Origin of the sequence: Maricaulis sp., from assembly GCF_017643475.1 — a bacterium.
Classification (GTDB): Bacteria; Pseudomonadota; Alphaproteobacteria; order Caulobacterales; family Maricaulaceae; genus Maricaulis.
This window is the reverse complement of record NZ_JAEPNI010000001.1, coordinates 1,137,664-1,159,481: the sequence shown is the minus strand read 5'-3', so window position 1 is coordinate 1,159,481 and position 21,818 is coordinate 1,137,664. Positions and strand designations below refer to the sequence as shown.

Genomic DNA, 21,818 nt, shown 5'->3' with positions numbered 1-21,818 from the left:
GGCGCGCCTTGTTTTTTGCCACGTCAACCCTTGGAAATTGCAAGGAAGTTTAGTCGCCTGAAAGGACGCGAACCGACCGGGTTGCAGTTTACGTCAACGTAAAAGATAGCAAGCATTGACTTCCCCCACTGGCAAAGGCAATTTCGCCCCCTATTCTTGTAGGCGCGCAACCTCTCGCGCGCGGCCAGCCGGAGCCCCAGCATGAAAATTCTCGTCCCCGTCAAACGGGTCGTCGATTACAACGTGAAGGTCCGCGTCAAGCCCGATCAGACGGGTGTCGACCTCGCGAACGTAAAGATGTCCATGAACCCTTTCTGCGAGATCGCTGTCGAAGAAGCGATCCGCCTGAAGGAAAAGGGCGTCGCCACCGAAATCATCGCCGTGTCCATTGGACCGGTCCAGGCCCAGGAAACCATCCGCACCGCGCTCGCCATGGGCGCTGATCGCGGCATTCTGGTGCAGACCGACGACACGGTAGAACCGCTGGCCGTGGCCAAGATCCTCAAGGCCATCACTGACGAGGAAAACCCGGATATTGTCCTGCTCGGCAAACAGGCCATCGATGACGACAGCAACCAGACCGGCCAGATGCTCGCCGCACTGCTGGACTGGCCGCAGGGCACGTTCGCCTCTGAAGTTGCCATCACTGACGGCAAGGCCAATGTCACCCGCGAAGTTGATGGCGGCCTGCAGACCGTTGCGCTTCAGCTGCCAGCCGTGATCACCACGGACCTGCGCCTGAACGAACCGCGTTACGCGTCCCTGCCGAACATCATGAAAGCCAAGCGCAAGCCGATCGACACCAAGGCTCCGGCCGATTACGGCGTCGACACCGCCCCGCGCCTGGAAGTCCTCAAGGTCACCGAGCCGCCGAAACGCGAAGCCGGTATCAAGGTTGAAAGCGTGGCCGAGCTGGTCGCGAAACTCAAAGACGAAGCGGGGGTTATCTAATGGCTGTTCTTGTTATTGCCGAACACGATAACGCGGCCCTGAACGATGCAACGCGCGCCGTTGTCACCGCGGCCAAGGGCCTGGGTGGCGATGTGCACGTTCTTGTTGCCGGTTCCGGTGCACAGGCCGTTGCCGACGCTGCAGCCAAGCTGGACGGTGTTGCCAAGGTCCTGCACGCCGAAGCTGATGGCTTTGCCAAGCCGACCGCGGAAGCGCTGGAAGCCCTCGTTACGCCACTCATGGACGAATACGATGCCGTCCTCGCGGCCGCGACCACGACTGGCAAGAACTTCATGCCGCGCGTCGCTGCCAAGCTGGATGTGATGCAGATTTCCGACATCACCGCCGTTGAAGGTCCGGACACATTCGTGCGCCCGGTCTATGCCGGCAATGCGATGATGACCGTGAAGTCCACCGACGCCAAGAAAGTCATCACGGTTCGCCCGACGACCTTTGAAAAGGCCGGTGATGGTGGCTCTGCGGAGATGGATGATATCGGCGCCGCGTCCGGCCCGTTCAAATCCGAATTCGTCTCGGAAGAGTTGTCCAAGTCTGATCGCCCGGAACTGACCTCCGCCAAGATCGTCATCTCCGGCGGTCGCGGCATGCAGTCCGGCGACAATTTCCACCTGCTCGACACCATCGCCGACAAGCTCGGCGCTGCGGTCGGTGCCTCGCGCGCCGCGGTTGATGCTGGCTTCGTCCCGAACGATTACCAGGTCGGCCAGACCGGCAAGGTCGTCGCGCCGGAACTCTACATCGCCGTTGGTATTTCCGGTGCCATCCAGCACCTGGCCGGCATGAAGGACTCCAAGGTCATCGTGGCCATCAACAAGGACGAGGAAGCCCCGATTTTCCAGGTCGCCGATTACGGCCTGGTCGCGGACCTCTTTACCGCCCTGCCGGAACTGGAAGAAGCGCTCTAGGCGCTGGCCAACCCGAACAAGAAAGCCCGGCCCAATGGCCGGGCTTTTTTGTCAGCGGGTCAGGACGTGTCCGATAACACGGCGCCAGGTCCTGAACTCCGCCGGGTTCGAGGACACGACCTGTAACTGCGCCAAGTCCTCCGCGTCCAACCAGCGCTGCCCGCGCATCACGCCGACAGGCCGACGCAATACCGCGAAATCCTCCAGCGGGTTGCCCTGCACTATCAGCAGGTCTGACGCATACCCGGCCTCCACACGCCCAATCCGGTCGGCCATGTCCAGCGCTCCCGCCGAGTTCAGCGTGGCAGCCTGCAGGGCTTCAAGTGGGCTCAATCCGGCATCAACCAGCAGTTCGATTTCCTCGGAAACAGAGACGCCGTGCGGGGTCACCATCACGCCAGCATCAGTGCCAACGACCAGCTCGACACCCGCCTCGTGCATGTAACCGGTCATCTCGACATAGAAGGCCTGCATGCGGGTACGATCATCGTGCGGATAGCTGGCCCAGTAATCATACCTGCCCTGCTCGAACCCCTGCATCACGGGGCTGAAACTGTGCATGTCCGGACGCGTCACATGCGCACCGTCCGTTTCGACAATCCGCGCCAGATTGTGATGCACGATCAAGGTCGGAGTGACGCGGGAATTTGCGGCCGCCATCTGCTGTGCCAGCGCCCTCGCCATGGCCGGGTCGGTGTTGTCACTCAAGCCGAACCAGACGATGGATTCGGCATGCTCGATTGTCGTGAAGCCACCCGCCAGGGTGTCGGCCATTTCCAGCGGATCTGCCTCTGTTCCCTCGACCGGGTGTCCCGACACGGTCATGCCTAGCTGCGCCGCCTCGTCCAGGATCGCGGCTAGGCTCTCACGGGACAGATTCGAATAGACCTTGAGGTGCCGGAAGCCCGCGCGGTACTGGCGACGAACCGCGGCGCGTGCCCGATCCGCCCCGGCCACGAGGGTCTGCAGGTCGTTGGTGTTACGCCCGTCCCGTTCATTCAGGATCGTACCCGTTGTGATCAGGCGCGGCCCGAGCAACCGCCCCTGTTCGATCTGTTGCGCCATCGGAAGATGAAAGGGCATGCCACCGAGATTGCGAATGGTCGTAACCCCGTATGCCAGGTTCGCCGCCAGGTCCGCCTCATCGAAAACATGCACATGCATGTCGATCAGGCCCGGCAGAACGACAGCGCCTGATACATCGATGCGAGCCGCGCCTGCCGCCACGGCCTCCGGACGTTCGTGGCCCACGTGCCGGATAATACCGTCTTCCACGTAGATGAATCGGTCAACAGCGATCTCGCCGGTGTCGACATCCAACACAGCCGCATTTTCGATCAGATAAGCACCAGGCGTTTCTCGCGCCGGCTTCAGGGCTGCTGGAAAGCCGCAGGCAACAAGCAGAAGAACACTCGTCAGGACAACAAACACGATACGGGGGGAAAACATCTGGCACTCCACTCTGATGGAGGTCCGATATCCAATAGAGGGGCCGTCCTGTCGTCCGGGATCCGGAATCCGGACGTCCGGAATTCGTCACATCTTGCCGGACAGGCTGTCCGAGAAGGCTGACGGGGTCATGCCTGTCTCGCGCTTGAAGACATCATTGAAGACGGATTTGGAGCTGAAACCGGCCGTATAGGCGAGATCGAGAATCCTGCGCCTCTCACCTGAGCGCGCATCCTCGCGCATCATGGCCTGCACATCCTCGATACGCAGATTGTTGATGAAATCATTGAAGTTCCGCCCTGTGGCGGCTCGGATTGCCTGTGAAACCTGGCGCTCCGGCAGGTCTGCGGCCTCGGCAAGTTCTGCACGGGTCAATCGGGGTTCGGTATGCAGGTGCTGGGCCCGAACCACGCGCTCGATGCGCCCGAAAACATCGTCCGGCACCGGCCCGCTAGAAGGTGACACGTCCGCCAGCGGCGCCAGCCCTCCCGGCTGCAATCCGTCAAACACGTCCGCCCGGCGCACGGCAAAGACGATGGTCACAACGGTCAGCAGGAAGGAGATGCCAAGCTGCACCAGATACGCAGAGGAGGACGCCAGCCAGGGCCAGTCCGCGTGCAGCCAGCGCGCATCCATGCGCGCAACGTCAAAGATCGCGTCGAGGACGAAGACGGCGATCACCACATAAATCCTGCGCAATTGAATGGTTTCAGCGTCCGACCGACGGTTCTGGTTGGTCCGGTGATAACGATGCAACAGCCAGATGGCCGCCAGGGAATAAACGACCAGGCTGAACCGCGCTGCATGCTCGACCAGCCAGACCTGTGGCGTCAACGCAAGCCCCAACACGAAAGGCAGGAAATGCGGCCAGTCTGATTTTCGCAGGGATGCACCCGAGAATACCAGCCCGCGCACGAGCAGGTAGAACAGCGCGGGGTAGGCGAGCCGGAAAGCTGGCGTGACCAGCCAGATCTCGCGCGTGCCGAGCGATTCTTCCGCGAGATTGAACAACATCCACAGGGTGGCCATGCTCATCATTGCGGTCGCCGCGTGCAGGCGCGGTCGACCGATAGTCAGAACCACACCGATAAGCGCAATTGCAGCAATGGCGATCTGGAAGAGATTGGCCGGAGCAAGAAACATCCCCGATGACTAGCGCACCCCGGCCAACTGCTAAAGCCCCGAGAGTTATTCCTCGGCGGTGGACAAAGCAGCGCGAATGTCGCGCAGGTCAATCAGCTTGAAATTCTGACCGCCGCTGTCTTCCTCATCATCCTGGACGACAAATACGCCTTCCGGGAACTCCGGGCCGAGCGGGAGGGGAAAGACGTCCAATCCATCTGTGTGGGAAGTGCCATCGAGCGCGCCATCCACGACTGCAAAGCGCAGGGCCGGCTCGCCGGTGTCGAGGTCATAGGTCACATAGCGGCTGTCACCCTGGCTGGAGACAATTAGCCAGCCACCGGCATCGCCGCGCGGAATAATCGCGACGCCCTCGGCATCCGCGACAAGGAAACGTCCGTCCACATCAGCGAAATGGGTCAGTTCGGTACCCGCATCCGGTTCCGCGCCAATGCTCCAGAGCGCAACGTTCTCTTCGGCGATATAGAGCATGCCTGTGCGATCATCGGCGACGCAGCCTTCTGTCGTCGAGCCCGTGGCGAAACGACGGACCTCGGTGCCTGAGATCACACCCTCGCCGTCATAGCGCAGCAGAAGCTGGACGACCGTGCCCGGGTCCTTGTCCGTCAGGAAGGCGTAAAGCGCACCCGTGGGACTGGCGTAGAGACAGGCCCCGTACGGGTCGACGACATCTGAAACCGGGATAGTCGGCCAGGCTTCGATCGCGCGCGTCTCCGGGTCGATGAGGAAAACCGCCAGGCCAATATGGGTCCGGTCCGATGCCACGGCGATATCCCGGCGCGGTCCGGGCAAGGCGAAATCATAACGCAGGTCGACATTGTTCACGCGCCCCGCCGCGATGTGCTGGGCGATCGTGCCATCGAGATTATAGGCGTACAGTCCGGCCTGTTTGTCGGTGCCCAGAATAAGGCTGTTCTGTGCTTCCGGCGCCAGCCAGATGGTCGGATCATCGGCGGCATCACCGCTGGAGGCCACGGCGACGGTTTCGCGAACCGCCGTAATTTCCACCGCGGGTTCGCCGCCACAAGCGGCCAGAAAACCCAGTCCCAAAATCGGTAACAGACGCATGACATTCCTCCTGTCTGGGTCCGCGATAGCATTGGATACGGAGGATTTGAACGCCTGATATGGCGACAGTTTTATGACGAGTTGATGCAACTTTGCCGCGTCACGAAATTGATACAACCCCGTCACCTAAACGAGACGCAAATGCCATCAGCGTGTCACGCGAGGGGATCAATAGAGCCCCAACTTCGCCCACCTCGGGTGCGGTCATTGTTTTCCGATTTTGGGGGTCCCAATGAGAAAATCGCTCTCCATGCTTGGCACGGCATCCGTGCTGGCGCTCGCCACTGCCGCTTCCGCTCTCGCGGGCGGCGTATCCGGTCGTGTGACCGACGCATCTGAAACGATTGGTCTGAACGGCGCCACCATTCGCGTGGTCGAAACCGGCCAGACCGTTACGGCTGGTCGTGATGGCGAATTCCGCATCGCTGGCCTGCCGGCCGGCCAGTACACGCTGCGCATCTCCTATGTCGGCGCCGACACGCGCGACATCACCGTATCCATCCCGACGGACAGCGCTGTGGCGACCCAGAACATCGCACTGGGTGACGATGTCTCGGTTCGCGAAAACATCCTGGTCATCGGCCAGCGTGGTGCGATCAACTCTGCCCTGTCCCGTCAGCGTTCCAACGACGGTGTGATCACAGTTCTCTCTTCCGACGCCATTGGCCAGTTCCCTGACGAGAATGTTGCCGAGGCCGCGCGCCGTGCGGTTGGCGTCAACGTCCTCAACGACCAGGGTGAAGGCCGCTTCGTCTCGATCCGTGGTGCATCTCCGAACCTTGTATCGGTTTCCGTCAACGGCGTACGCCTGACCTCTCCGGAAGCGGAAGACCGCCAGGTCGGCCTGGACGTCATCGATGCCGATGCGCTGTCCAGCGTCGTCATCCACAAATCCCTGCTGCCGAACATGGACGCAGACGGCATTGGCGGCATGGTCGAGATCGAGACCGATAGCGGCCTGAACGTTGACGGCATGCGTCTGCGCGGCCGTGTCGCGGGCCTGTTCTCCTCGCTGGAAGACGAGTTCGGCATGCGTGCATCTGCAAACTATGCCGACAACTTCATGGATGGCCGCCTCGGCGTTGCGGCTTCCCTGTCCTACCAGGAACGCGTTTTCGGCTCCGAGAACATGGAAGTCGATGGCGAGTGGGACGAGGAAGACGGCATCTACTTCCCGAACGAGCTGGAGCTTCGCAATTACGAAGTCACGCGTGAGCGGACGACCGCGAACCTGAACTTCGATTTCCGCGCTACGGAAAACCTCAACCTTCACCTGCGCACGACCGCGTCGGAGTTTTCCGACCAGGAATATCGCTCGCGCATGGAAGTGAAGTACGAGGACGGCGACTTCCGCGATGATCTGTCATCCGGCACGCTGGCCGTGTTCGAAGCCACCGATTTCGGTATCGACCGCGACATCAAGGACCGACTGGAGACCCAGTCCATCTATGCGACTGATTTCGGCGGCGAATACTTCATGGGCGATACGACGATCGATTTCGGTCTGTCCTACGTCTACTCCGAAGAGGAAGAGCCGAACCGCATCGACACCGAGTTCGACAACGGCTTCGAGAACAGCGAGATTTTCGGCGTTGATGGCGCCAACCCGCTGCGCCCGGCACTGCGTTTCGGTATCAATACCGATGAGCAGGCCTTCTACGATCCGTCCAATTATGGCCTCGACAAGATCGAGCTGACCAACGGCATTTCCATCGACCGCGAATGGGCCGGTCAGATCAATGTTCGCCGTGACAACAACTGGTTTGGCGTTCCGGGCTACGTGCACGCGGGTCTGCGCTTCCGCAATCGCGACAAGAAATATGATGGCGACCTGGAAGTCTGGGAAGACGATAATGACGTCTTCGACCTGACCCTGGCTGATTTCCCGCGCACCGTTGATTACGGCCTGGCCGATATCGGCGTGACGGGCAATCCGTTCACCATCCGTGACTTCTTCTTCGCCAACCAGAACCAGCTGGTCCTCGATGCGGGCGACAGCACGATCGAAAGCCAGGTTGCTGACTACAACATGGAAGAAGACGTGTTCGCCGGATACGTCATGGGTTCCTGGGATATCGAGAACCTGCGCATCACCGGTGGTGTCCGCGTCGAGCAGACCGATGTCTCCACCTTCGGCTATCAGCTGGACGAAGACTCTGGCAATATCGAGCCGGTCACCGCGTCTGATGACTACACCGACGTGCTGCCGAGCGTTCTGGCGCGCTACGAAGCGTCTGAAAACGTGATCCTGCGTGCGGGTTATTACACCTCGATCCAGCGTCCGAACCCGAATGAGTACGCACCGCGTATCTTCATCAATGACGACAATGAAGCTGAGCTGGGCAACCCGTCCCTGGAACGCCTGGAAGCCCAGAACTTCGACGCCGCCATCGAATGGTATCCGAACAATGACAGCGTCGTATCACTCGGTTACTTCTACAAGGATCTGGAAAACGTCATCGGTGAGTTCTCCACGGACGATCCGGCTGAATACCCGGCTTTCGTGAACAACCTGGTTCCGGGCGTTTCCGAAATCGAAACCTACATCAACCTGCCGCAGGGCGAGATCAGCGGTTTCGAATTCAACCTGCACACCAGCCTGGACGAGTTCCTGCCAGTTGACGGTTTACTGGTCGGCTTCAACTACACCTGGACTGACAGTGAAGCGACGCTGACCGATGGCCGCGTGGTGACCCTGCCGGGTCAGGCTGAAACCGTCTGGAACGCCATCTTCGGCTATGACAACGGCCCGTGGGATCTGCGCGCTGTCGTCACCGAGCGCTCTGACTATCTCGACGAGATCCGCGGTGATGTCACCGAAGATCGCTTCGTCCTTGATCACCGTCAGCTGGACCTCTCCGGTCGTTACAGCTTCACCGATCACGTTCAGGCCTTCGTCGAAATCAAGAACATCACCGACGAGCCCTATGTTGCTGTAACGCGGCCGGACGGCATCGACCGCCTCGAGCAGTTTGAAGAGTACGGCTGGTCAACTGTGATGGGCTTCCGCTTCACCTACTAAGGCGAACAACCCGGTCAGGACGATCTGACAAAGAACCCCGGAAGCAACCGCTTCCGGGGTTTTCTTTTGGCTTCTGCATCGTCTCAGAAGCATCTTCAAACCGTCACACATCCGTCGTGTACGGACATTAGACACAGAGCCGACCCGATCCTCCCCGAACGGGCTTCAGGCTCGAACATCCCTCGGCTTGAGATTCCAACTTCAGCCGCTCCCGCCGGGAGCGGCTTTTCTTTTGTGTCTCAGCGTGCGCCGTGGAAACGGATCGCGGCCTCGATGAGGCGGATGGCGTCCGCATGATCCCACTCGGCCGGTGCTGGCAAGCGACCGATCTCGCGACCATTGGCATCATAGAGAATGGACATGGGCAGGCCGACGGCACCGGTCTGGGCCATGGAGCCGAACGTGCTGTCATGAATCAGCGGGAGATTTTCCAACTCCATGTTTCGCAGGAAATTCTCGGCATCCTCCATGCGGCGATCCATGGAAATGGTGACGACCTCAAAATCCTCACCGCCCAGGGCTGTCTGCAGATTGCTCAGCGCGGGCATTTCCTCGACACAGGGCGCACACCAGGTGGCCCAGAAATTCACCAGGATTACCTTGCCGCGATAGTCCGACAAACGGACCTCGCCCCCGTCCGCACCGGTATAGACGACCGTTGGCTGCGGCCGCGGTTCCGGCTCGCTGCGGAAGGCACTCATGTGACCGTTGGCATAACTGTCCAGGCTTCCGTTGCCGCCACTGTCCATCGCCGAGAATACGACGTATAGGATGGCGACCACACCGATCAGCGGCATGATGATCAGGCCGGCTTTCAGCGGTGAAATATTCATCTCGAACTCCTTGAGCAAGTCCAATGGCAGACGACAACTCCCCGACCAGCAAGACCGGCACGAGCGCAATGTGGGGCGGCCGTTTCAGCGGCGGCCAGAGCGACATCATGGAAGCCATCAATGCCTCCATCGATATCGACCAGCGCATGGCTGAACAGGACATTCAGGGTTCCCTCGCCCATGCTGCAATGTTGGGCGCAACCGGGATAATTTCAAGCGAGGATGCAGCGGCAATCCAGCGCGGGCTGGAACAGGTTCGTGAAGAGATCCGCGCGGGCGGCTTTGCCTGGTCCAAGGCGCTGGAAGACGTACACATGAATGTCGAGGCGCGTCTAAAGGAAATCATCGGCGAACCCGCCGGTCGCCTGCACACGGCGCGCTCGCGCAATGACCAGGTAGCGACGGATTTCCGGCTCTGGCTGCGCGATGCCTGCGACCGCATCGATGCCGGCCTCGCCGCCTATCAGCATGCCCTGGTCCAGCAGGCGGAAAAACATGTCGAACAGGTCATGCCCGGCTTCACCCATCTGCAAACGGCCCAGCCCGTCTCCCTGGCTCACCATCTGCTGAGTTATGTCGAACTGGCCGAACGCGATCGAGGCCGTTTCCGCGACGCCCGCAAACGCCTGAATGAGAGCCCGCTGGGCTGCGCCGCCCTGGCTGGCACGGCCTTTCCCATTGACCGCGATATGACTGCAGAAAAACTGGGTTTTGACCGGCCGATGGCCAATTCGCTGGATGGTGTAGCCGCCCGGGATTTTGCCCTGGAAGTGCTATCCGCCGCCTCGATCTGCGCTGTGAACCTGTCGCGCTTCGCTGAGGAGATCGTGTTGTGGTGCACCAAGCGCTTCCAGTTCGCGACCCTGTCGGATGCCTGGTCGACCGGCTCCTCCATCATGCCGCAAAAGCGCAATCCCGACGCCGCCGAACTCGTGCGTGCCAAGCCGGGCCGCATTATTGGTTCCCTGACCGGCCTGCTCACCGTCGTGAAAGGCCTGCCACTGGCCTATTCAAAAGACCTGCAGGAAGACAAGGCGCCGACCTTCCAGGCCGTGGACGATCTGGAACTCGCCCTGGCCGCGATGGCCGGCATGGCCGCAGATCTCAGCTTCAATGCCGACGCGCTGGAGGAAGCGGCCGGTGAGGCCTATTCCGACGCGACCGACCTCGCCGACTGGGTCGTGCGCGAACTGGGTCGCCCCTTCCGCGACGCCCATCACATCTCCGGCTCCATTGTCCGTCTGGCAGAAGAAAAGGACGTGCCCCTCGCCGAGCTTTCGCTGGAAGAGATGCAAAGCGTCGACAAAGCTATCGACGAAAGCGTGTTTTCAGTGTTGAGTGCGCGGGCATCCATGAACAGCCGTACGAGTTTCGGTGGCACTTCGCCGACGCGTGTACGCGAACAGGTCCAGGCCTGGACCCAACGCCTTGCCGGAGAAGAAGTCCGATGAAACGCGCCGCCACTTTCACCCTCGTTATCCTCAGCACCCTCGCTGTCGCCGCCTGCGGCCTGCGCGGTGATCTGGAACGCCCGGAGCCTCTGTGGGGCAATCCGGCGGATTACGAACAGGAACAGCGCTCCGAAGAGGATGATGAGGGCTAGGTCATCCTCCCCACCGGGGAGGTGGCTCCGCCGGAGCCCTGGCGAAGGCGGAGACGGAGGGGCCGGAGGGCGTGAGCCCGTAGGCAAGCTCGCTACGCTAGCCCCCTTCGCCTCCACTGCGTTCCGGCACTTCCCCGTGGGGGAAGATCAAGGCATTTCCTTACTCACCAAAACGTAATGCGTTTGACGCTGTCGCTGGCAGGCCAGCGTGCTAAGTTTTGCTGCATGCGTCGTCGTACGAAACTTATCGCAGCCATTGCATTGTGCTGGGAACGGGCCGCACCCGTCCTCTGGCCGACCTTTGCTGCGCTGTCGGTTTTCGCCCTCATGGCCCTGCTGGGCGTGTGGGAGACTTATGGCGACCCCTGGCGTGCCCTCTCCGCGCTCGCCCTGATCGCCGGTGCGGTCTGGCTGACACGACCCGGTATTCGCGGCTTTGCCTGGCCGGATGAAGAAGACATTACCCGCCGCATCGAGGAAGACAGCGGCATCTCCGCCCGTCCGCACGAAGCACTGATCGATCAGCCTTCTGACGATGACCCGGTCGCCCTGTCTGTCTGGAAAGCTCACCAGGAGCGCATGGCCCGGCGGCTGCAATCCGCCTTTGCCCGCCGCCCCAAGGCGGCCTGGGGCATGCTGGATCCGTGGGCGCTGCGCGGCATGCTCGCCGTCAGCCTGTTGAGCGCCTGGTTCATCGCCGGCCCGACTGCCCGCGATCGCCTGGGCGAGGCTTTCGAGCCTGCGCTGATGGATGTCGATGCCGGCGAGATCACGCTGGACGCCTGGATCGACCCGCCTGCCTATACAGGCCGCGCACCGATTTTCCTGGACGCTGACGAGACCAGTGCCGACGTGCCCCAGGGCGCAACCTTCATCGCCCGCATCGCCGGTAGCCGCCGCAGCCCGCGTGTCACCCAGCAGACGTCGGAAGGTCGCGAGCGCGCCGAGGTCAACGAGCTGGGCGATGGTGTCTGGGAAGCGCGCGTCGTGATGCAGGAGAACGGCTCCGTTCGACTGATTTCCGGCTCCACCCGACGCAGCTGGACGCTGGATGTTCTGGCCGACACGCCGCCACAAGTCCGTATACTCGACATCCCCGAGGCCACCGCGGACGGCGAGCTGGATCTGCAATTCTCCGTCGTCGACGATTACGGTGCCACTGCCTACGCACTTGAACTGCGCCCCGAGGGCGAGCGCGATGCAGAGTGGGACCGGCTCGAAATCACACCCTCTGGCATTGCAACCATCGAGGCGGAAGGCGCGACACGGACCCTGCTTGAGACCGCTCAACACGCGCTGGCCGGGTCGCGTGTCGATATTCGTGTTTTGGCCGAGGACGCCGCCGGCAATGTCGGTCGTTCACCCGAGCTGGCCACCACCCTGCCCGAACGCGTTTTCCTGGATGCGCTGGCCCGCGCTGTTGCCGAACAGCGTCGCGAGGTTCTGCTGACCACGACTGCCTATGCACCTCTGGAAGATCGTCCGGTGATGTATCGCGAAGAGATTCCGCCGGGGCCGGCCTATCTGGCCGAGGAACCGGAACGGCGCATCGAGCGAGCGCCGGAAAGTCTGCAACGGGTTGCCCTGGCGCTGGACGCGATTTCCGATGCGCCGCGCTATTTCTTCGACGATCCGATTGTCTATCTCGGCCTGCGCGAGGTGTTGCACCGCCTGCGCCGCGCCCGTGACCGCGCAGACCTGGGCACGATCGAAGATGATCTCTGGCAAATCGCCCTGCGCGCCGAGCTGGGCTCGCTGGCCGATGCCGAGGCTGCCCTGCGTGCTGCTGAACGCGCCCTGGCTGAAGCCCTTGCCCGCGGCGCGGACGAAACCGAGCTGGCAGCCCTGTTCGAGGCCTTTGAACAGGCGATGGAAAACTACATGGCCGCCCTCGCCCGCGAAGCCGTCCAGGCTCAGAATGAAAATGAAGGCGGCGGCGGTGAAAGCCTCAACAATGAAGCCCTCCAGGCCCTGCTCGACGCCCTGCGCGATGCAGCCGAGCTGGGCAATACTGCCGATGCCCGCCAGGCGCTCGCTGCGCTGAGCGAACTCCTGCGCAACATGGAAATGCAGATGGGCCAGGGCGGTGGTGAAGGCAATCAGCCAGACCCGGTCACCGAAGCCATCCAGGAAGCCCTTGAAGAGCTGGGCGACATGATCGGCGAACAGCGTGACCTGCAGGACCAGACCTTTGGCATGCAGCAGGAACAGCAACAAGGTGGCCAGCCGCAAAGCGGTCAGTCCGGTCAGGGCGGCGAGCAGAGCGGTGATATCCCCTCCGGTCTTGCCGAGAACCAGGATGGCGGCGCGGCACGGTCCATGGAACTCGCCGACATGCAGTCCGAACTGGCCGAACAGCTGCAACGCTCGCTCCAGGCCCTGCCGGAAGGCGCTGACCAGTCCGCCGGTGATGCCGCCAGCGCCATGCAACAAGCCGAGGAGGCCCTGCGCCAGGGCGATGCCCAGGCTGCTCTCGATGCCCAGGAAGACGCGCTTGCCGAGCTGCGCGCCGGCGCCGAACAGCTCGCCTCCGACCTGCTGGAACGTTTGGCAGAACAACAGGGCCAGGATGGCCAGGGCGAAGACGGCCAGGAAGAGGACCCGCTGGGTCGTCCGGCTGAAGGATCATTTGCCGACGGCCAGGGCGTAGAAATCCCCGACGAACTCAGCCGCGCCCGCGCCCGCGAAATCCTCGAGGAACTCCGTCGCCGCGCCGCCGAAGCCGGCCGCGAACAGGACGAGCTGGACTATATCGAACGCCTGCTGGACCGGTTCTAGGTTTCGAAGCCCGGAGGGGAACAGCCCCATCCGGCTCGCTACGTCGCCGCTTCCCTCCTTTAAATTTTGATGCGCCTCACGGCGCGCACCCACTCCACCATTGCTCCGCAATGGTCCCCCTCGCCCATCAAGGGCGAGGATGGCTATGTCGCGGATGGAGATTCATCCTTTCCCTTGATGGGAAAGGTGGCCGCGAAGCGGGCGGATAGGGTGCGGCCCAAAGGGCCAACTGAAAAACTCGAACACACCCTACAGGTTTGCTCAAAAAACGGCGTCAGCGGTCATGGCAAACTGGGCGGAAAATGGGATGGGAGTTGAAAGTTGTGGAAGTGTCCAACTACCCCAGTAATCAAGCCTCCGCTACACAAAGAACTCTTCATACACTTGCCGCAACGCTTGATTAGCAACTTGTAAACTCATGAACTGTTCCACGACCTTTTTCGCGGTGATCCCGGTCTCACTTTCCAGCTCTGGATCGGCTCCGTGTTTCAACAATACTTTTGCGCACAGGTATTCTGTATCAATAGTTTCCACCGCCAGCACCAACGGAGACTGTTCGTCGATATTGAAGTAATTGACCAATCCTCCCGCTTTCAGGAGAACCTCAAGAATATCAGCGCGTTTGGCCCGCACCGCATACATCACTGAAGTATTGCCGAATTGGTCGACGAGATTGACGTCATTGCCTGCGTCAATCAGGAACTGAATCATCTCGACGGTGAGGTGCTTGGCGGATGAAACGAGCATCCCGGTGAGGTGATTCCAGTTAACCCCCTTTGAAACATAATCCAAATCCCCTCCTGCCTTTACAGCGGCGCGTAATTTTTCAATGTCTCCATCAAAAATTGCCTCCTGAACGGCGAGGGTGGCGTCGCTCATTTTAGTCATCCAGATACCGCCTTACAGGTCGCATAGGGTCCTCCAATCATCCATTCCGGGCAGCTTATTGCGATGCATCAGGTTTTTCACTGTTTTGATGCGCCTCACGGCGCGCACCCACTCCACCATTGCTGCGCAATGGTCCCCCTCGCCCATCAAGAGCGAGGATAGGCTATGTCGCGGATAGAGATTCATCCTTTCCCTGAATGGGAAAGGTGGCCGCGAAGCGGGCGGATAGGGTACGGCCCAAAGGGCCAACTAAAAACCCAGCTCAGTGATGCTCTTGCTCAGCCGCTTCATGCGCCGCGACCTCGTCCACCTCACCATGCCCGGTCTCTTCCAGATGCGTGGTGATGGCGTCCACCAGGACAACCTCGACCTCGACCGTGCCCGGAGGCGGGTCGGAGACGATGGTGCGGAAGGCTTCGTGATCGCCGGCATCGAGATCGTGAACGTCCATATTGACGGTCCACTCCAGCAGGGACTGACCCTGGTCATCGCGCAGCACGGCGCGGACTTCCGGGACCGTACGGGAACGGCGGTCGTAATTGTGCAGATCGCCCTCGACGATCAACAGCGGCACGCCGTGTTCGATCTGGTGGCTGACATTGAGCTCACCGACCGAGATACCATAGGGGTTCACCGTCGAGCCCATCGCTGCATAGGCAGACGAGGCCCGCGGGAAGGCGGTGACAACATCGACGCGGAAAATCCAGGCGCAGGTCAGCACCAGGGCCATGGCAACGGCCAAACCGCCCCAGGCACCACCGGCCACGGCAGCGGACATGGTCTGCCTCTTTTTCGCCTGACGCTCCCGATAAGCCTCGTGGGGCTTTTTCGGTTCTTCAACGACTTCCGGGGTTTCTTCCTCGAGTTGCGCTGGCTGGAGATCGGGAAGCTGCTCGGGGTCCTCGACCTTGGCAGACCAGACATAACCGCACGAGGCGCAACGCACACGACGACCGTTCGCGCCGATCGCCTGTGGATCAGCGCGATAGCTCGTGGAACAAGAAGGACAGCTGAGTACTATGCTCATCTGAGTCGTTACTACTTCCGGCCGACCCGACAGCGATGGAGACTTCCATAGAGCCGAGTCATCTACATACACCAAGCAGCGCCGCTGAGCCTGTCATCCGCTTCGACAATGTCGGCATGCGGTATGGACGCGGGCCAGAGGTTCTGCGCGACTTGTCATTTGATTTACCACGCGGATCTTTCCAATTCCTCACCGGACCGTCCGGTGCGGGCAAAACTTCGCTGCTCAAGCTGATTTATCTCGCTGCCAAGCCCTCGCGCGGCACGATTTCCTATTTCGGACGCGATGCGGCCGGGCTGACACGGGACGAACTGCCACAGATCCGCCGGCGTGTCGGTGTGGTGTTCCAGGAATTCCGCCTGCTCAATCATCTCACCGTTTTCGACAATGTCGCCCTGCCCCTCAGGGTCACCGGACGCAAGCGCACGGACTATGCCGAGGATGTCGCGGAGTTGCTGGCCTGGGTCGGGCTGGGTGACAAGATGAGTGCTCAACCAGCGACCTTGTCCGGCGGGGAGCAACAACGTGTTGCCATCGCCCGTGCGGTCGTTGCCCAGCCGGAAATCCTCATCGCCGACGAACCGACCGGCAATGTCGACAGCGAGATGGCGATGCGCCTGCTGCGCCTGTTTGTCGAGCTCAACAAGCTGGGAACGACGGTGGTGTTTGCCACCCACGACCTGCAGCTGGTCCGCCTGCTGGATGCGCCCGTAATGACGCTGTCAAACGGGCATCTGCACATCCGCCCGCCACGCAGCCAGCGTTATGCCCACGCACCGGACGGCAAGCTGGACATGTCCGAGCTGGATGACGCACCGGAAACGGTGGAAGAGAATTCCGAAGAGATGCAGGACGAAGCGGCTGCGCAGGATATCGAACGCCCGGAGGGTGATCATGACCACAAATGATATTCCCCCGCCGCCCAAGGGCGGAGCCGGCGCCCTGTTGCCGCCCGATGCAGGACGTGATCGTCCGCTGTTCGTGGTTGCCGCGATCCTGGTTTTCCTGGCCTGTATCGCCGCCCTGGGCGCCCGCGGCGCCTGGCAGCAGGCCGAGACCTGGACATCGGACCTCGAAACCAGCCTGACCATCCAGATCCGCCCGGTGGACGAGCGCGATATCGAGGCCGATGCCCAGCAGGCGGCGGAGATCATCAGCGCCATCGGGGGTGTGGACCGGGCCGTCGCCCGTGACCGCGCCTATGCCGAGGCGCTCGTCGCGCCCTGGCTGGGTGAAGGCAATATCCCGGATGATCTGCCCCTTCCTCTGCTGGTTGATGTGCGCCTGGAAAGCGGCGCCGAACTGGCCGTCAGCGACCTCCAGACCGCTCTGGACAATGCCGGGCTGGCCGCCAGTGTGGATGATCATGCGCAATGGGCCCAGGCGGTCCGCCGAGCGGCCGGATTTGCCCGCACGCTTGCCCTTGCACTGCTGACCCTGTTGACCGGAGCGGCGGCTGCCGTTGTCGCCTTCGCGGCGCGCGCCAGCCTGGCAGCACGTGTCGATGTTATCGACGCCCTGCACCTGTCAGGCGCGGAGGACCGTTTCATCGCTGCCCTCTTCCAGCGCCGCTTCTTCATGCTGGGGCTCAAATCCGGTACGGCCGGAGCGCTGATCGCCGTCCTGGTTTCCCTTTTGGTCAGTTCCGGGGGCAATAGTGTCGATATGGCGTTTTTCCTGCCGAGCTGGACGATGGCGCCATTCGAACTGGTGATGCTGGGCATTGCGCCCCTGCTGGCCGGAGCAACTTCGGCCCTGTCGGCGCGGCTGGCCGTGGCCACGGATCTGCGCGGGCGATGGTAGTCCTACGCCACGGAAACATAGGCGAAAACGGCTTGCGAACAGCCTGTTCAGCGTCCAGTGTTGATGGTGTCGTTTATGGGGATGATGCGTGCGAGTGACGATCCGCATTCTGCAGGCTGTGGCTTTTATCGCCGTCGTCGGTGCATTGATCGGCTTTGCCAGTTTTGCCGGCCGCGTCAGCAGTCTGGACCAGCCCCAGGGTGACCTTTCTGCCGATGCCATCGTCGTTCTGACCGGTGACAGTGGACGCCTGCGCGCGGGCGGTGAACTCCTGCGCTCCGGCAGCGCACCGCGCCTGTTGATCAGCGGCGTTCACAGTTCGGTCTCCAACGCCGACATTCTCGATCAGGCCAGCCTGGACCAGGCGACGCTGGATTGCTGTGTGACCCTGGACCGCCAGGCTCATGACACGGTCGGTAATGCGCGCGAGACGGCGCGCTGGGCCCGGTCCAACAGCTATAATCGCTTGATCATTGTGACCTCAGACTATCATCTCCCGCGGAGCCTTCTGGAAATGAAGCGCGCCATGCCGAATGTCGAGCTGATCGCCTATCCGGTTCATACATCACCGCCCTGGGAAACTCCGGCGACGGCACGATTATGGACCCAGGAATACGCCAAGTTCGCGACAGTATGGTTGGGCTCGGCGCTGCTGGATGACGGTGAAAACGCCTGATGACCACAATTCGCTCCTTCCTCTTCTACATCTATATGTACGGGCTGATGATCATCGTCGGCCTCGGCGGCATCCCGCTCATCCTCGGTCCGCGCAGCTGGAGCCGAGGCCTGCTCAAATTCTATCTGAAACTGCTCTGGCCCGGCCTTGCCGTGATCTGCGGTGTGAAGATCGAAGTGCGCGGTCGCGAAAACCTGCCGTCTGGCGGTGCGCTGATCGCGTCCAAACACCAGAGCATGTGGGAGACGCTGGCCTTCTGGGGCATCCTTCCGGACCCGGCCATCATCCTCAAGAAATCCCTCGTCTACATGCCGATCTTCGGCTGGTACGCGGTCAAGCTGGGCAATATCAGCATTGACCGGAAGGGCGGTTCGAAAACCCTGCGCAAAATGCTTAAGGACGCCGCCCAGCGCGGTCAGGACGGTCGCCAGGTGCTGATCTTCCCGGAAGGTACGCGGGTGGAACCGGGCGATAATCCGGAGCTCAAGCCGGGTATTGCAGGGCTCTACCAATCCATGGCTGTGCCGTGTGTGCCGGTGGCCTTGAACTCCGGCGTATATTTGAAAAACTATTGCGGCCTGAAAAAACCGGGCACGATCATTGTCGAGATTCTCGAGCCGATTGAGCCGGGTCTGGACAAGGCCACCTTCATGCGGACCTTGCATGAGCGTATCAGTACCGCGTCGGATCGCCTGCTCGAAAGCTGATCCGCCGCCAACAGGAGTAAGGCGTTGCGCGCGCATATGAAGTTTATCCTGCCGCTGGTCGGCATCATTGCGCTCCTGGTGCTCTATTCCATCTACTGGTTCTACGCGGCTGGCCGGGTGAATGAAGCCGTTCTCGACTGGGTCGAGGAAAACGAGAGCCAGGGCTATCAGATCGCCTATTCCGAACTGCGTGTGCGCGGCTATCCCTATCGTTTCCAGATCGAGATCGATGGAGCCGAAATAACCGCCCCGCGCAGTGATGGCGGCTGGAACGCCACGCTGGAACGCCTGCAGGCCAATGCCCTGCCCTATGACTTTTCGCACTGGATCGTCAGCTTTGGCGGCCCGATGCACATCCGCTCCGATCGTGAGCTGATGGTGAACGCTCAGGAAGCGCGCGTCAGCCTGCGCACAAATGATGCGGGCCAGACCGAGCGCGTTGGCGCGGAAATTCTGGCGCTATCCGTGGAATCCCTGGCTGGCGATCCACTGGACATCGAATTCATCGAGAGCTTCGTTCTGGGCGGATCGGTTGAGGCAGACAATTCCCTGCGGGTGCGCATCCAGGCCAATGGCGTGCGCGCCAGCGAACAGGACGGGTCGCAGGACCTGATCCGCGCTTTCGGTCAGACCGGCGAGCAATTCCGCCTGGACTTTGCGGTCACCGAATGGACAGCCCTCGCCCGCGATGGCGATATCGGCAGCTGGGCCCGCGCAGGCGGTCAGCTGCAGATCCATGATGCCCTGCTGAACTGGGGCCCGGCGCAACTCAATGGCGGTGAAGGCGAGCTGGGGCTGGATGACGAATTCAAGCCGGATGGACGCCTGTCCATCTCGATCGCTGATCCGGATTCCCTGGCGGTGGCACTGGTCGGTGCCGGCCTGATCCCGCAGGAGAATGAGGAAGCGCTTCGCCTGGCGGCGATGATGGCCCCGCGCGGGCCGGAAGGCGTATCGCTCGGCTTCCGGCTGCGCGATGGCGGCGTGTATCTGGGTCCGGTACGTATCGGACGCCTCGCTGAATAATCAGCCTTTCATGAAGCTTTGCAGAGCCTCGACCACGGCGCGGTTTTCCGCTTCGGAGCCGACGGTTATGCGCAAGGCATTCGGCAGGCCATAGGGCACAACCGGACGGACGATGAGCCCCTTGGCGGTCAGATATGCGTCAGCTGCCGCTGCGGTCTTCTCGCCTTCTGACGGGAAGTGAACCAGCACGAAATTACAGACGCTCGGTGTCACTTCCAGGCCCAGACCACCAATCTGCTGACGCAGGAAGGCAACCCATTCCTCATTGTGGTCCGCGGAACGCTTCATGAAATCCCGATCCTGGATCGCCGCCGTACCAGCTTCGATCGCCGGCAGGTTGACGTTGAACGGCCCACGCACACGGTTCAGCACATCGATGATGGACTGGTGAGCATAAGCCCAGCCCAGACGCACCGCTGCCAGACCGTGGATCTTGGAGAAGGTGCGGGTGACGATGACATCATCACGCTCGCGCGCCAGCTCCAGGCCGGCGGTGTAATCCGCTTCACGAACGAATTCCGCATAGGCCGCATCGATCACCAGCAGTGTGGTCGGCGGCAGGGCATCACGCAGGCGGCGAACCTCGGCATCGGAGATATAGGTGCCGGTCGGATTGTTCGGATTGGCCAGGAAAACGATCTTGGCATCGTCACCCGCCGCTTCGATCACCGCATCGACATCCGTGCGGTGTCCCTTCTCCGGCGCCGAGATGATGTCGCAGCCGCTCTGCATGGCTACAAGGCGATAGACCAGGAAGCCGTACTGGGACTGGACCACCTTGTCGCCCGGGTTGAGATAGGCGCGGCCAAGCAGTTGCAACAGCTCATCCGAACCACAGCCACAGACAATATTGTCCGCTTCCAGGCCTTCTTCACGCGCGATTGTCTCACGCAGCATGGTGGCGCCACCGTCAGGATAGATGTGCAGGTCGCCGGAGGAATTGCGGAAAGCTTCCGCCGCCTTGCCTGAACAACCCAGGGCGTTTTCGTTGGAAGAGAGCTTTACCGGGTTTTCGATACCGGGCGCATCCGCAGCACCGGGCTTGTAGGGGCGGATGTCGAGAATGCCGTCACAGGGCTGGATCGTCATAGGAAGCGCCTTTCTCGGAACGCAGGTCAGTATTGATCTGCTGGGGAGATAGCGCGGGGCGGGTACGTTCATCAAGGGCTCGCGCTCCATTGCGCGCAGCACGGCCCAGCGGTCGCAGAGCATTGGTGCGTTTCACGGCTTCCACCAGGATCAATCCACCCAGGCCCGGCCAGAATTTCTCGCCCGCCTTTTCCCAGGCACTGGCAATGCCCTTGCCCGACGCCCAGCGCCAGGGCGGGGCATACAGCGCGCGTGACCAGGCCACCGGTTCGAACAGGGCATCATCGAGCAGATGCGTCAGCTGACCGCGTGAAAAGGGCCGACCATGCCCAAAGGGCGTGGCATCGGACAATGCCCAGACACCGGCTCGCGCGGCCGTCGCGATGACCACCCGCCCCTCCGGCGCCATCACCCGCCAGGTCTCCCGCAACAGGCCGGGCAGGTGTTCGGCCTCTTCCAGCATGTGGATCATCAAGACGCGATCAAACATCGCCTCGGGAAACGGCATGCGCGTCTCGTCGCCCATGACGATATTGGACGGGCTAGCCGGGGCAATGGCCCCCTGGGCGCTGGGCATCAGTTCGATACAGCGCCGGGCCGAGGCCTGCATATCGCGCAGATAGGGCGTGGCATATCCCACGCCCAGCACATCCAGGTCCTTCAGATTGGGCCAGATCGCTCCCAGACGTCGCTCGATCATACGTTGTGCCAGGGCGCCGCGGGTCGTACGGTAAAAACGATCAAGTTCGATGGCATCACGACGCACTAGGTCTGCTCCGCAGTTTGTTCTAGACAGGTCCAATCCACTCCGCAGCGGTTTTGAAGTCAA

19 protein-coding genes are annotated in these 21,818 nt (G+C 61.5%); 11 read left to right on the top strand and 8 right to left on the bottom strand.

Features of this window, described 5'->3' with window-relative positions; translation table 11 throughout:
* Positions 1-201: 201 nt before the first annotated feature.
* Both JJ889_RS05540 and JJ889_RS05535 read left to right on the top strand, forming a co-directional pair.
* On the top strand, positions 202-951 hold the full coding sequence (locus JJ889_RS05540) for an electron transfer flavoprotein subunit beta/FixA family protein (protein WP_291892405.1): 750 nt from the start codon (positions 202-204) through the stop codon (positions 949-951).
* Positions 951-1,877, top strand: a complete 927-nt coding sequence (locus JJ889_RS05535) for an FAD-binding protein (RefSeq protein WP_291892403.1) — start codon at positions 951-953, stop codon at positions 1,875-1,877. Before JJ889_RS05540 ends, JJ889_RS05535 begins: the two co-directional genes overlap by 1 nt.
* 51 nt (positions 1,878-1,928) lie before the next feature.
* Here the strand turns inward: JJ889_RS05535 and JJ889_RS05530 are convergent, their stop codons facing one another.
* From JJ889_RS05530 to JJ889_RS05520, 3 genes are all read right to left on the bottom strand, one after another.
* Positions 1,929-3,326: an amidohydrolase family protein gene (locus JJ889_RS05530; RefSeq protein ID WP_291892401.1), complete on the bottom strand. Its 1,398-nt coding sequence runs from the start codon at positions 3,324-3,326 to the stop codon at positions 1,929-1,931.
* Between the two features lie 87 nt (positions 3,327-3,413).
* Positions 3,414-4,469 (bottom strand): AraC family transcriptional regulator, encoded by a 1,056-nt coding sequence (locus JJ889_RS05525; protein ID WP_291892399.1) that lies wholly within the window; start codon positions 4,467-4,469, stop codon positions 3,414-3,416.
* A gap of 45 nt (positions 4,470-4,514) precedes the next feature.
* Positions 4,515-5,537, bottom strand: coding sequence for a phytase (locus JJ889_RS05520; protein WP_291892397.1), 1,023 nt, complete (start codon positions 5,535-5,537; stop codon positions 4,515-4,517).
* Between the two features lie 232 nt (positions 5,538-5,769).
* Here JJ889_RS05520 and JJ889_RS05515 point away from each other — a divergent pair, with 232 nt between their 5' ends.
* A complete protein-coding gene (locus JJ889_RS05515) occupies positions 5,770-8,559 on the top strand; it encodes a TonB-dependent receptor (RefSeq protein WP_291892395.1) in 2,790 nt (929 codons plus the stop codon).
* 239 nt (positions 8,560-8,798) lie between these two features.
* Here the strand turns inward: JJ889_RS05515 and JJ889_RS05510 are convergent, their stop codons facing one another.
* Positions 8,799-9,392 carry a TlpA disulfide reductase family protein gene (locus JJ889_RS05510; protein ID WP_291892393.1) on the bottom strand — a complete coding sequence of 198 codons (594 nt, stop codon included), beginning with the start codon at positions 9,390-9,392 and terminating at the stop codon, positions 8,799-8,801.
* Between the two features lie 23 nt (positions 9,393-9,415).
* Between JJ889_RS05510 and argH the strand changes: the two genes are divergently transcribed.
* The 3 genes from argH to JJ889_RS05495 all read left to right on the top strand — a co-directional run bounded on the left by argH (position 9,416) and on the right by JJ889_RS05495 (position 13,773).
* A complete protein-coding gene (gene argH, locus JJ889_RS05505; RefSeq protein ID WP_291892391.1) occupies positions 9,416-10,843 on the top strand; it encodes an argininosuccinate lyase in 1,428 nt (475 codons plus the stop codon).
* Positions 10,840-10,995: a lipoprotein gene (locus JJ889_RS05500; protein WP_291892389.1), complete on the top strand. Its 156-nt coding sequence runs from the start codon at positions 10,840-10,842 to the stop codon at positions 10,993-10,995. Before argH ends, JJ889_RS05500 begins: the two co-directional genes overlap by 4 nt.
* 225 nt (positions 10,996-11,220) lie before the next feature.
* Entirely contained in the window at positions 11,221-13,773 is a 2,553-nt protein-coding gene (locus JJ889_RS05495) for a DUF4175 family protein (protein WP_291892387.1), read from the top strand.
* Positions 13,774-14,133: 360 nt separating this feature from the next.
* On the opposite strand, the gene JJ889_RS05490 is transcribed toward JJ889_RS05495, so the two are convergent.
* Complete coding sequence (locus tag JJ889_RS05490) at positions 14,134-14,652, bottom strand: ankyrin repeat domain-containing protein (protein WP_291892385.1); 519 nt, start codon at positions 14,650-14,652, stop codon at positions 14,134-14,136.
* A 271-nt stretch (positions 14,653-14,923) separates the two neighbouring features.
* Positions 14,924-15,688 carry an MJ0042-type zinc finger domain-containing protein gene (locus tag JJ889_RS05485; protein ID WP_291892383.1) on the bottom strand — a complete coding sequence of 255 codons (765 nt, stop codon included), beginning with the start codon at positions 15,686-15,688 and terminating at the stop codon, positions 14,924-14,926.
* 35 nt (positions 15,689-15,723) lie between these two features.
* On the opposite strand from JJ889_RS05485, the gene ftsE reads away from it, so the two are divergent.
* From ftsE to JJ889_RS05460, 5 genes are all read left to right on the top strand, one after another.
* Positions 15,724-16,596, top strand: coding sequence for a cell division ATP-binding protein FtsE (ftsE, locus tag JJ889_RS05480; protein ID WP_291892381.1), 873 nt, complete (start codon positions 15,724-15,726; stop codon positions 16,594-16,596).
* Complete coding sequence (locus JJ889_RS05475) at positions 16,583-17,491, top strand: hypothetical protein (protein ID WP_291892379.1); 909 nt, start codon at positions 16,583-16,585, stop codon at positions 17,489-17,491. The genes ftsE and JJ889_RS05475 overlap by 14 nt, the downstream gene beginning before the upstream one ends.
* Before the next feature lie 88 nt (positions 17,492-17,579).
* Positions 17,580-18,167 carry a YdcF family protein gene (locus JJ889_RS05470; RefSeq protein ID WP_291892377.1) on the top strand — a complete coding sequence of 196 codons (588 nt, stop codon included), beginning with the start codon at positions 17,580-17,582 and terminating at the stop codon, positions 18,165-18,167.
* Positions 18,167-18,874 (top strand): 1-acyl-sn-glycerol-3-phosphate acyltransferase, encoded by a 708-nt coding sequence (locus JJ889_RS05465; RefSeq protein ID WP_291892375.1) that lies wholly within the window; start codon positions 18,167-18,169, stop codon positions 18,872-18,874. Before JJ889_RS05470 ends, JJ889_RS05465 begins: the two co-directional genes overlap by 1 nt.
* 24 nt (positions 18,875-18,898) lie before the next feature.
* Positions 18,899-19,900, top strand: a complete 1,002-nt coding sequence (locus JJ889_RS05460; protein ID WP_291892372.1) for a DUF2125 domain-containing protein — start codon at positions 18,899-18,901, stop codon at positions 19,898-19,900.
* Here the strand turns inward: JJ889_RS05460 and hisC are convergent, their stop codons facing one another.
* On the bottom strand, positions 19,901-20,989 hold the full coding sequence (gene hisC / locus JJ889_RS05455; RefSeq protein ID WP_291892370.1) for a histidinol-phosphate transaminase: 1,089 nt from the start codon (positions 20,987-20,989) through the stop codon (positions 19,901-19,903).
* Positions 20,970-21,755, bottom strand: coding sequence for a methyltransferase domain-containing protein (locus JJ889_RS05450; protein WP_291892368.1), 786 nt, complete (start codon positions 21,753-21,755; stop codon positions 20,970-20,972). The genes hisC and JJ889_RS05450 overlap by 20 nt, the downstream gene beginning before the upstream one ends.
* Positions 21,756-21,818: the final 63 nt, after the last annotated feature.

Coding starts and splice junctions, on each gene's coding strand:
- JJ889_RS05540 (WP_291892405.1), top strand. CDS start 202: ATGAAAATTCTCGTCCCCGTCAAACGGGTCGTCGATTACAACGTGAAG.
- JJ889_RS05535 (WP_291892403.1), top strand. CDS start 951: ATGGCTGTTCTTGTTATTGCCGAACACGATAACGCGGCCCTGAACGAT.
- JJ889_RS05530 (WP_291892401.1), bottom strand. CDS start 3,326: ATGTTTTCCCCCCGTATCGTGTTTGTTGTCCTGACGAGTGTTCTTCTG.
- JJ889_RS05525 (WP_291892399.1), bottom strand. CDS start 4,469: ATGTTTCTTGCTCCGGCCAATCTCTTCCAGATCGCCATTGCTGCAATT.
- JJ889_RS05520 (WP_291892397.1), bottom strand. CDS start 5,537: ATGCGTCTGTTACCGATTTTGGGACTGGGTTTTCTGGCCGCTTGTGGC.
- JJ889_RS05515 (WP_291892395.1), top strand. CDS start 5,770: ATGAGAAAATCGCTCTCCATGCTTGGCACGGCATCCGTGCTGGCGCTC.
- JJ889_RS05510 (WP_291892393.1), bottom strand. CDS start 9,392: ATGAATATTTCACCGCTGAAAGCCGGCCTGATCATCATGCCGCTGATC.
- argH (WP_291892391.1), top strand. CDS start 9,416: ATGGCAGACGACAACTCCCCGACCAGCAAGACCGGCACGAGCGCAATG.
- JJ889_RS05500 (WP_291892389.1), top strand. CDS start 10,840: ATGAAACGCGCCGCCACTTTCACCCTCGTTATCCTCAGCACCCTCGCT.
- JJ889_RS05495 (WP_291892387.1), top strand. CDS start 11,221: ATGCGTCGTCGTACGAAACTTATCGCAGCCATTGCATTGTGCTGGGAA.
- JJ889_RS05490 (WP_291892385.1), bottom strand. CDS start 14,652: ATGAGCGACGCCACCCTCGCCGTTCAGGAGGCAATTTTTGATGGAGAC.
- JJ889_RS05485 (WP_291892383.1), bottom strand. CDS start 15,688: ATGAGCATAGTACTCAGCTGTCCTTCTTGTTCCACGAGCTATCGCGCT.
- ftsE (WP_291892381.1), top strand. CDS start 15,724: ATGGAGACTTCCATAGAGCCGAGTCATCTACATACACCAAGCAGCGCC.
- JJ889_RS05475 (WP_291892379.1), top strand. CDS start 16,583: ATGACCACAAATGATATTCCCCCGCCGCCCAAGGGCGGAGCCGGCGCC.
- JJ889_RS05465 (WP_291892375.1), top strand. CDS start 18,167: ATGACCACAATTCGCTCCTTCCTCTTCTACATCTATATGTACGGGCTG.
- hisC (WP_291892370.1), bottom strand. CDS start 20,989: ATGACGATCCAGCCCTGTGACGGCATTCTCGACATCCGCCCCTACAAG.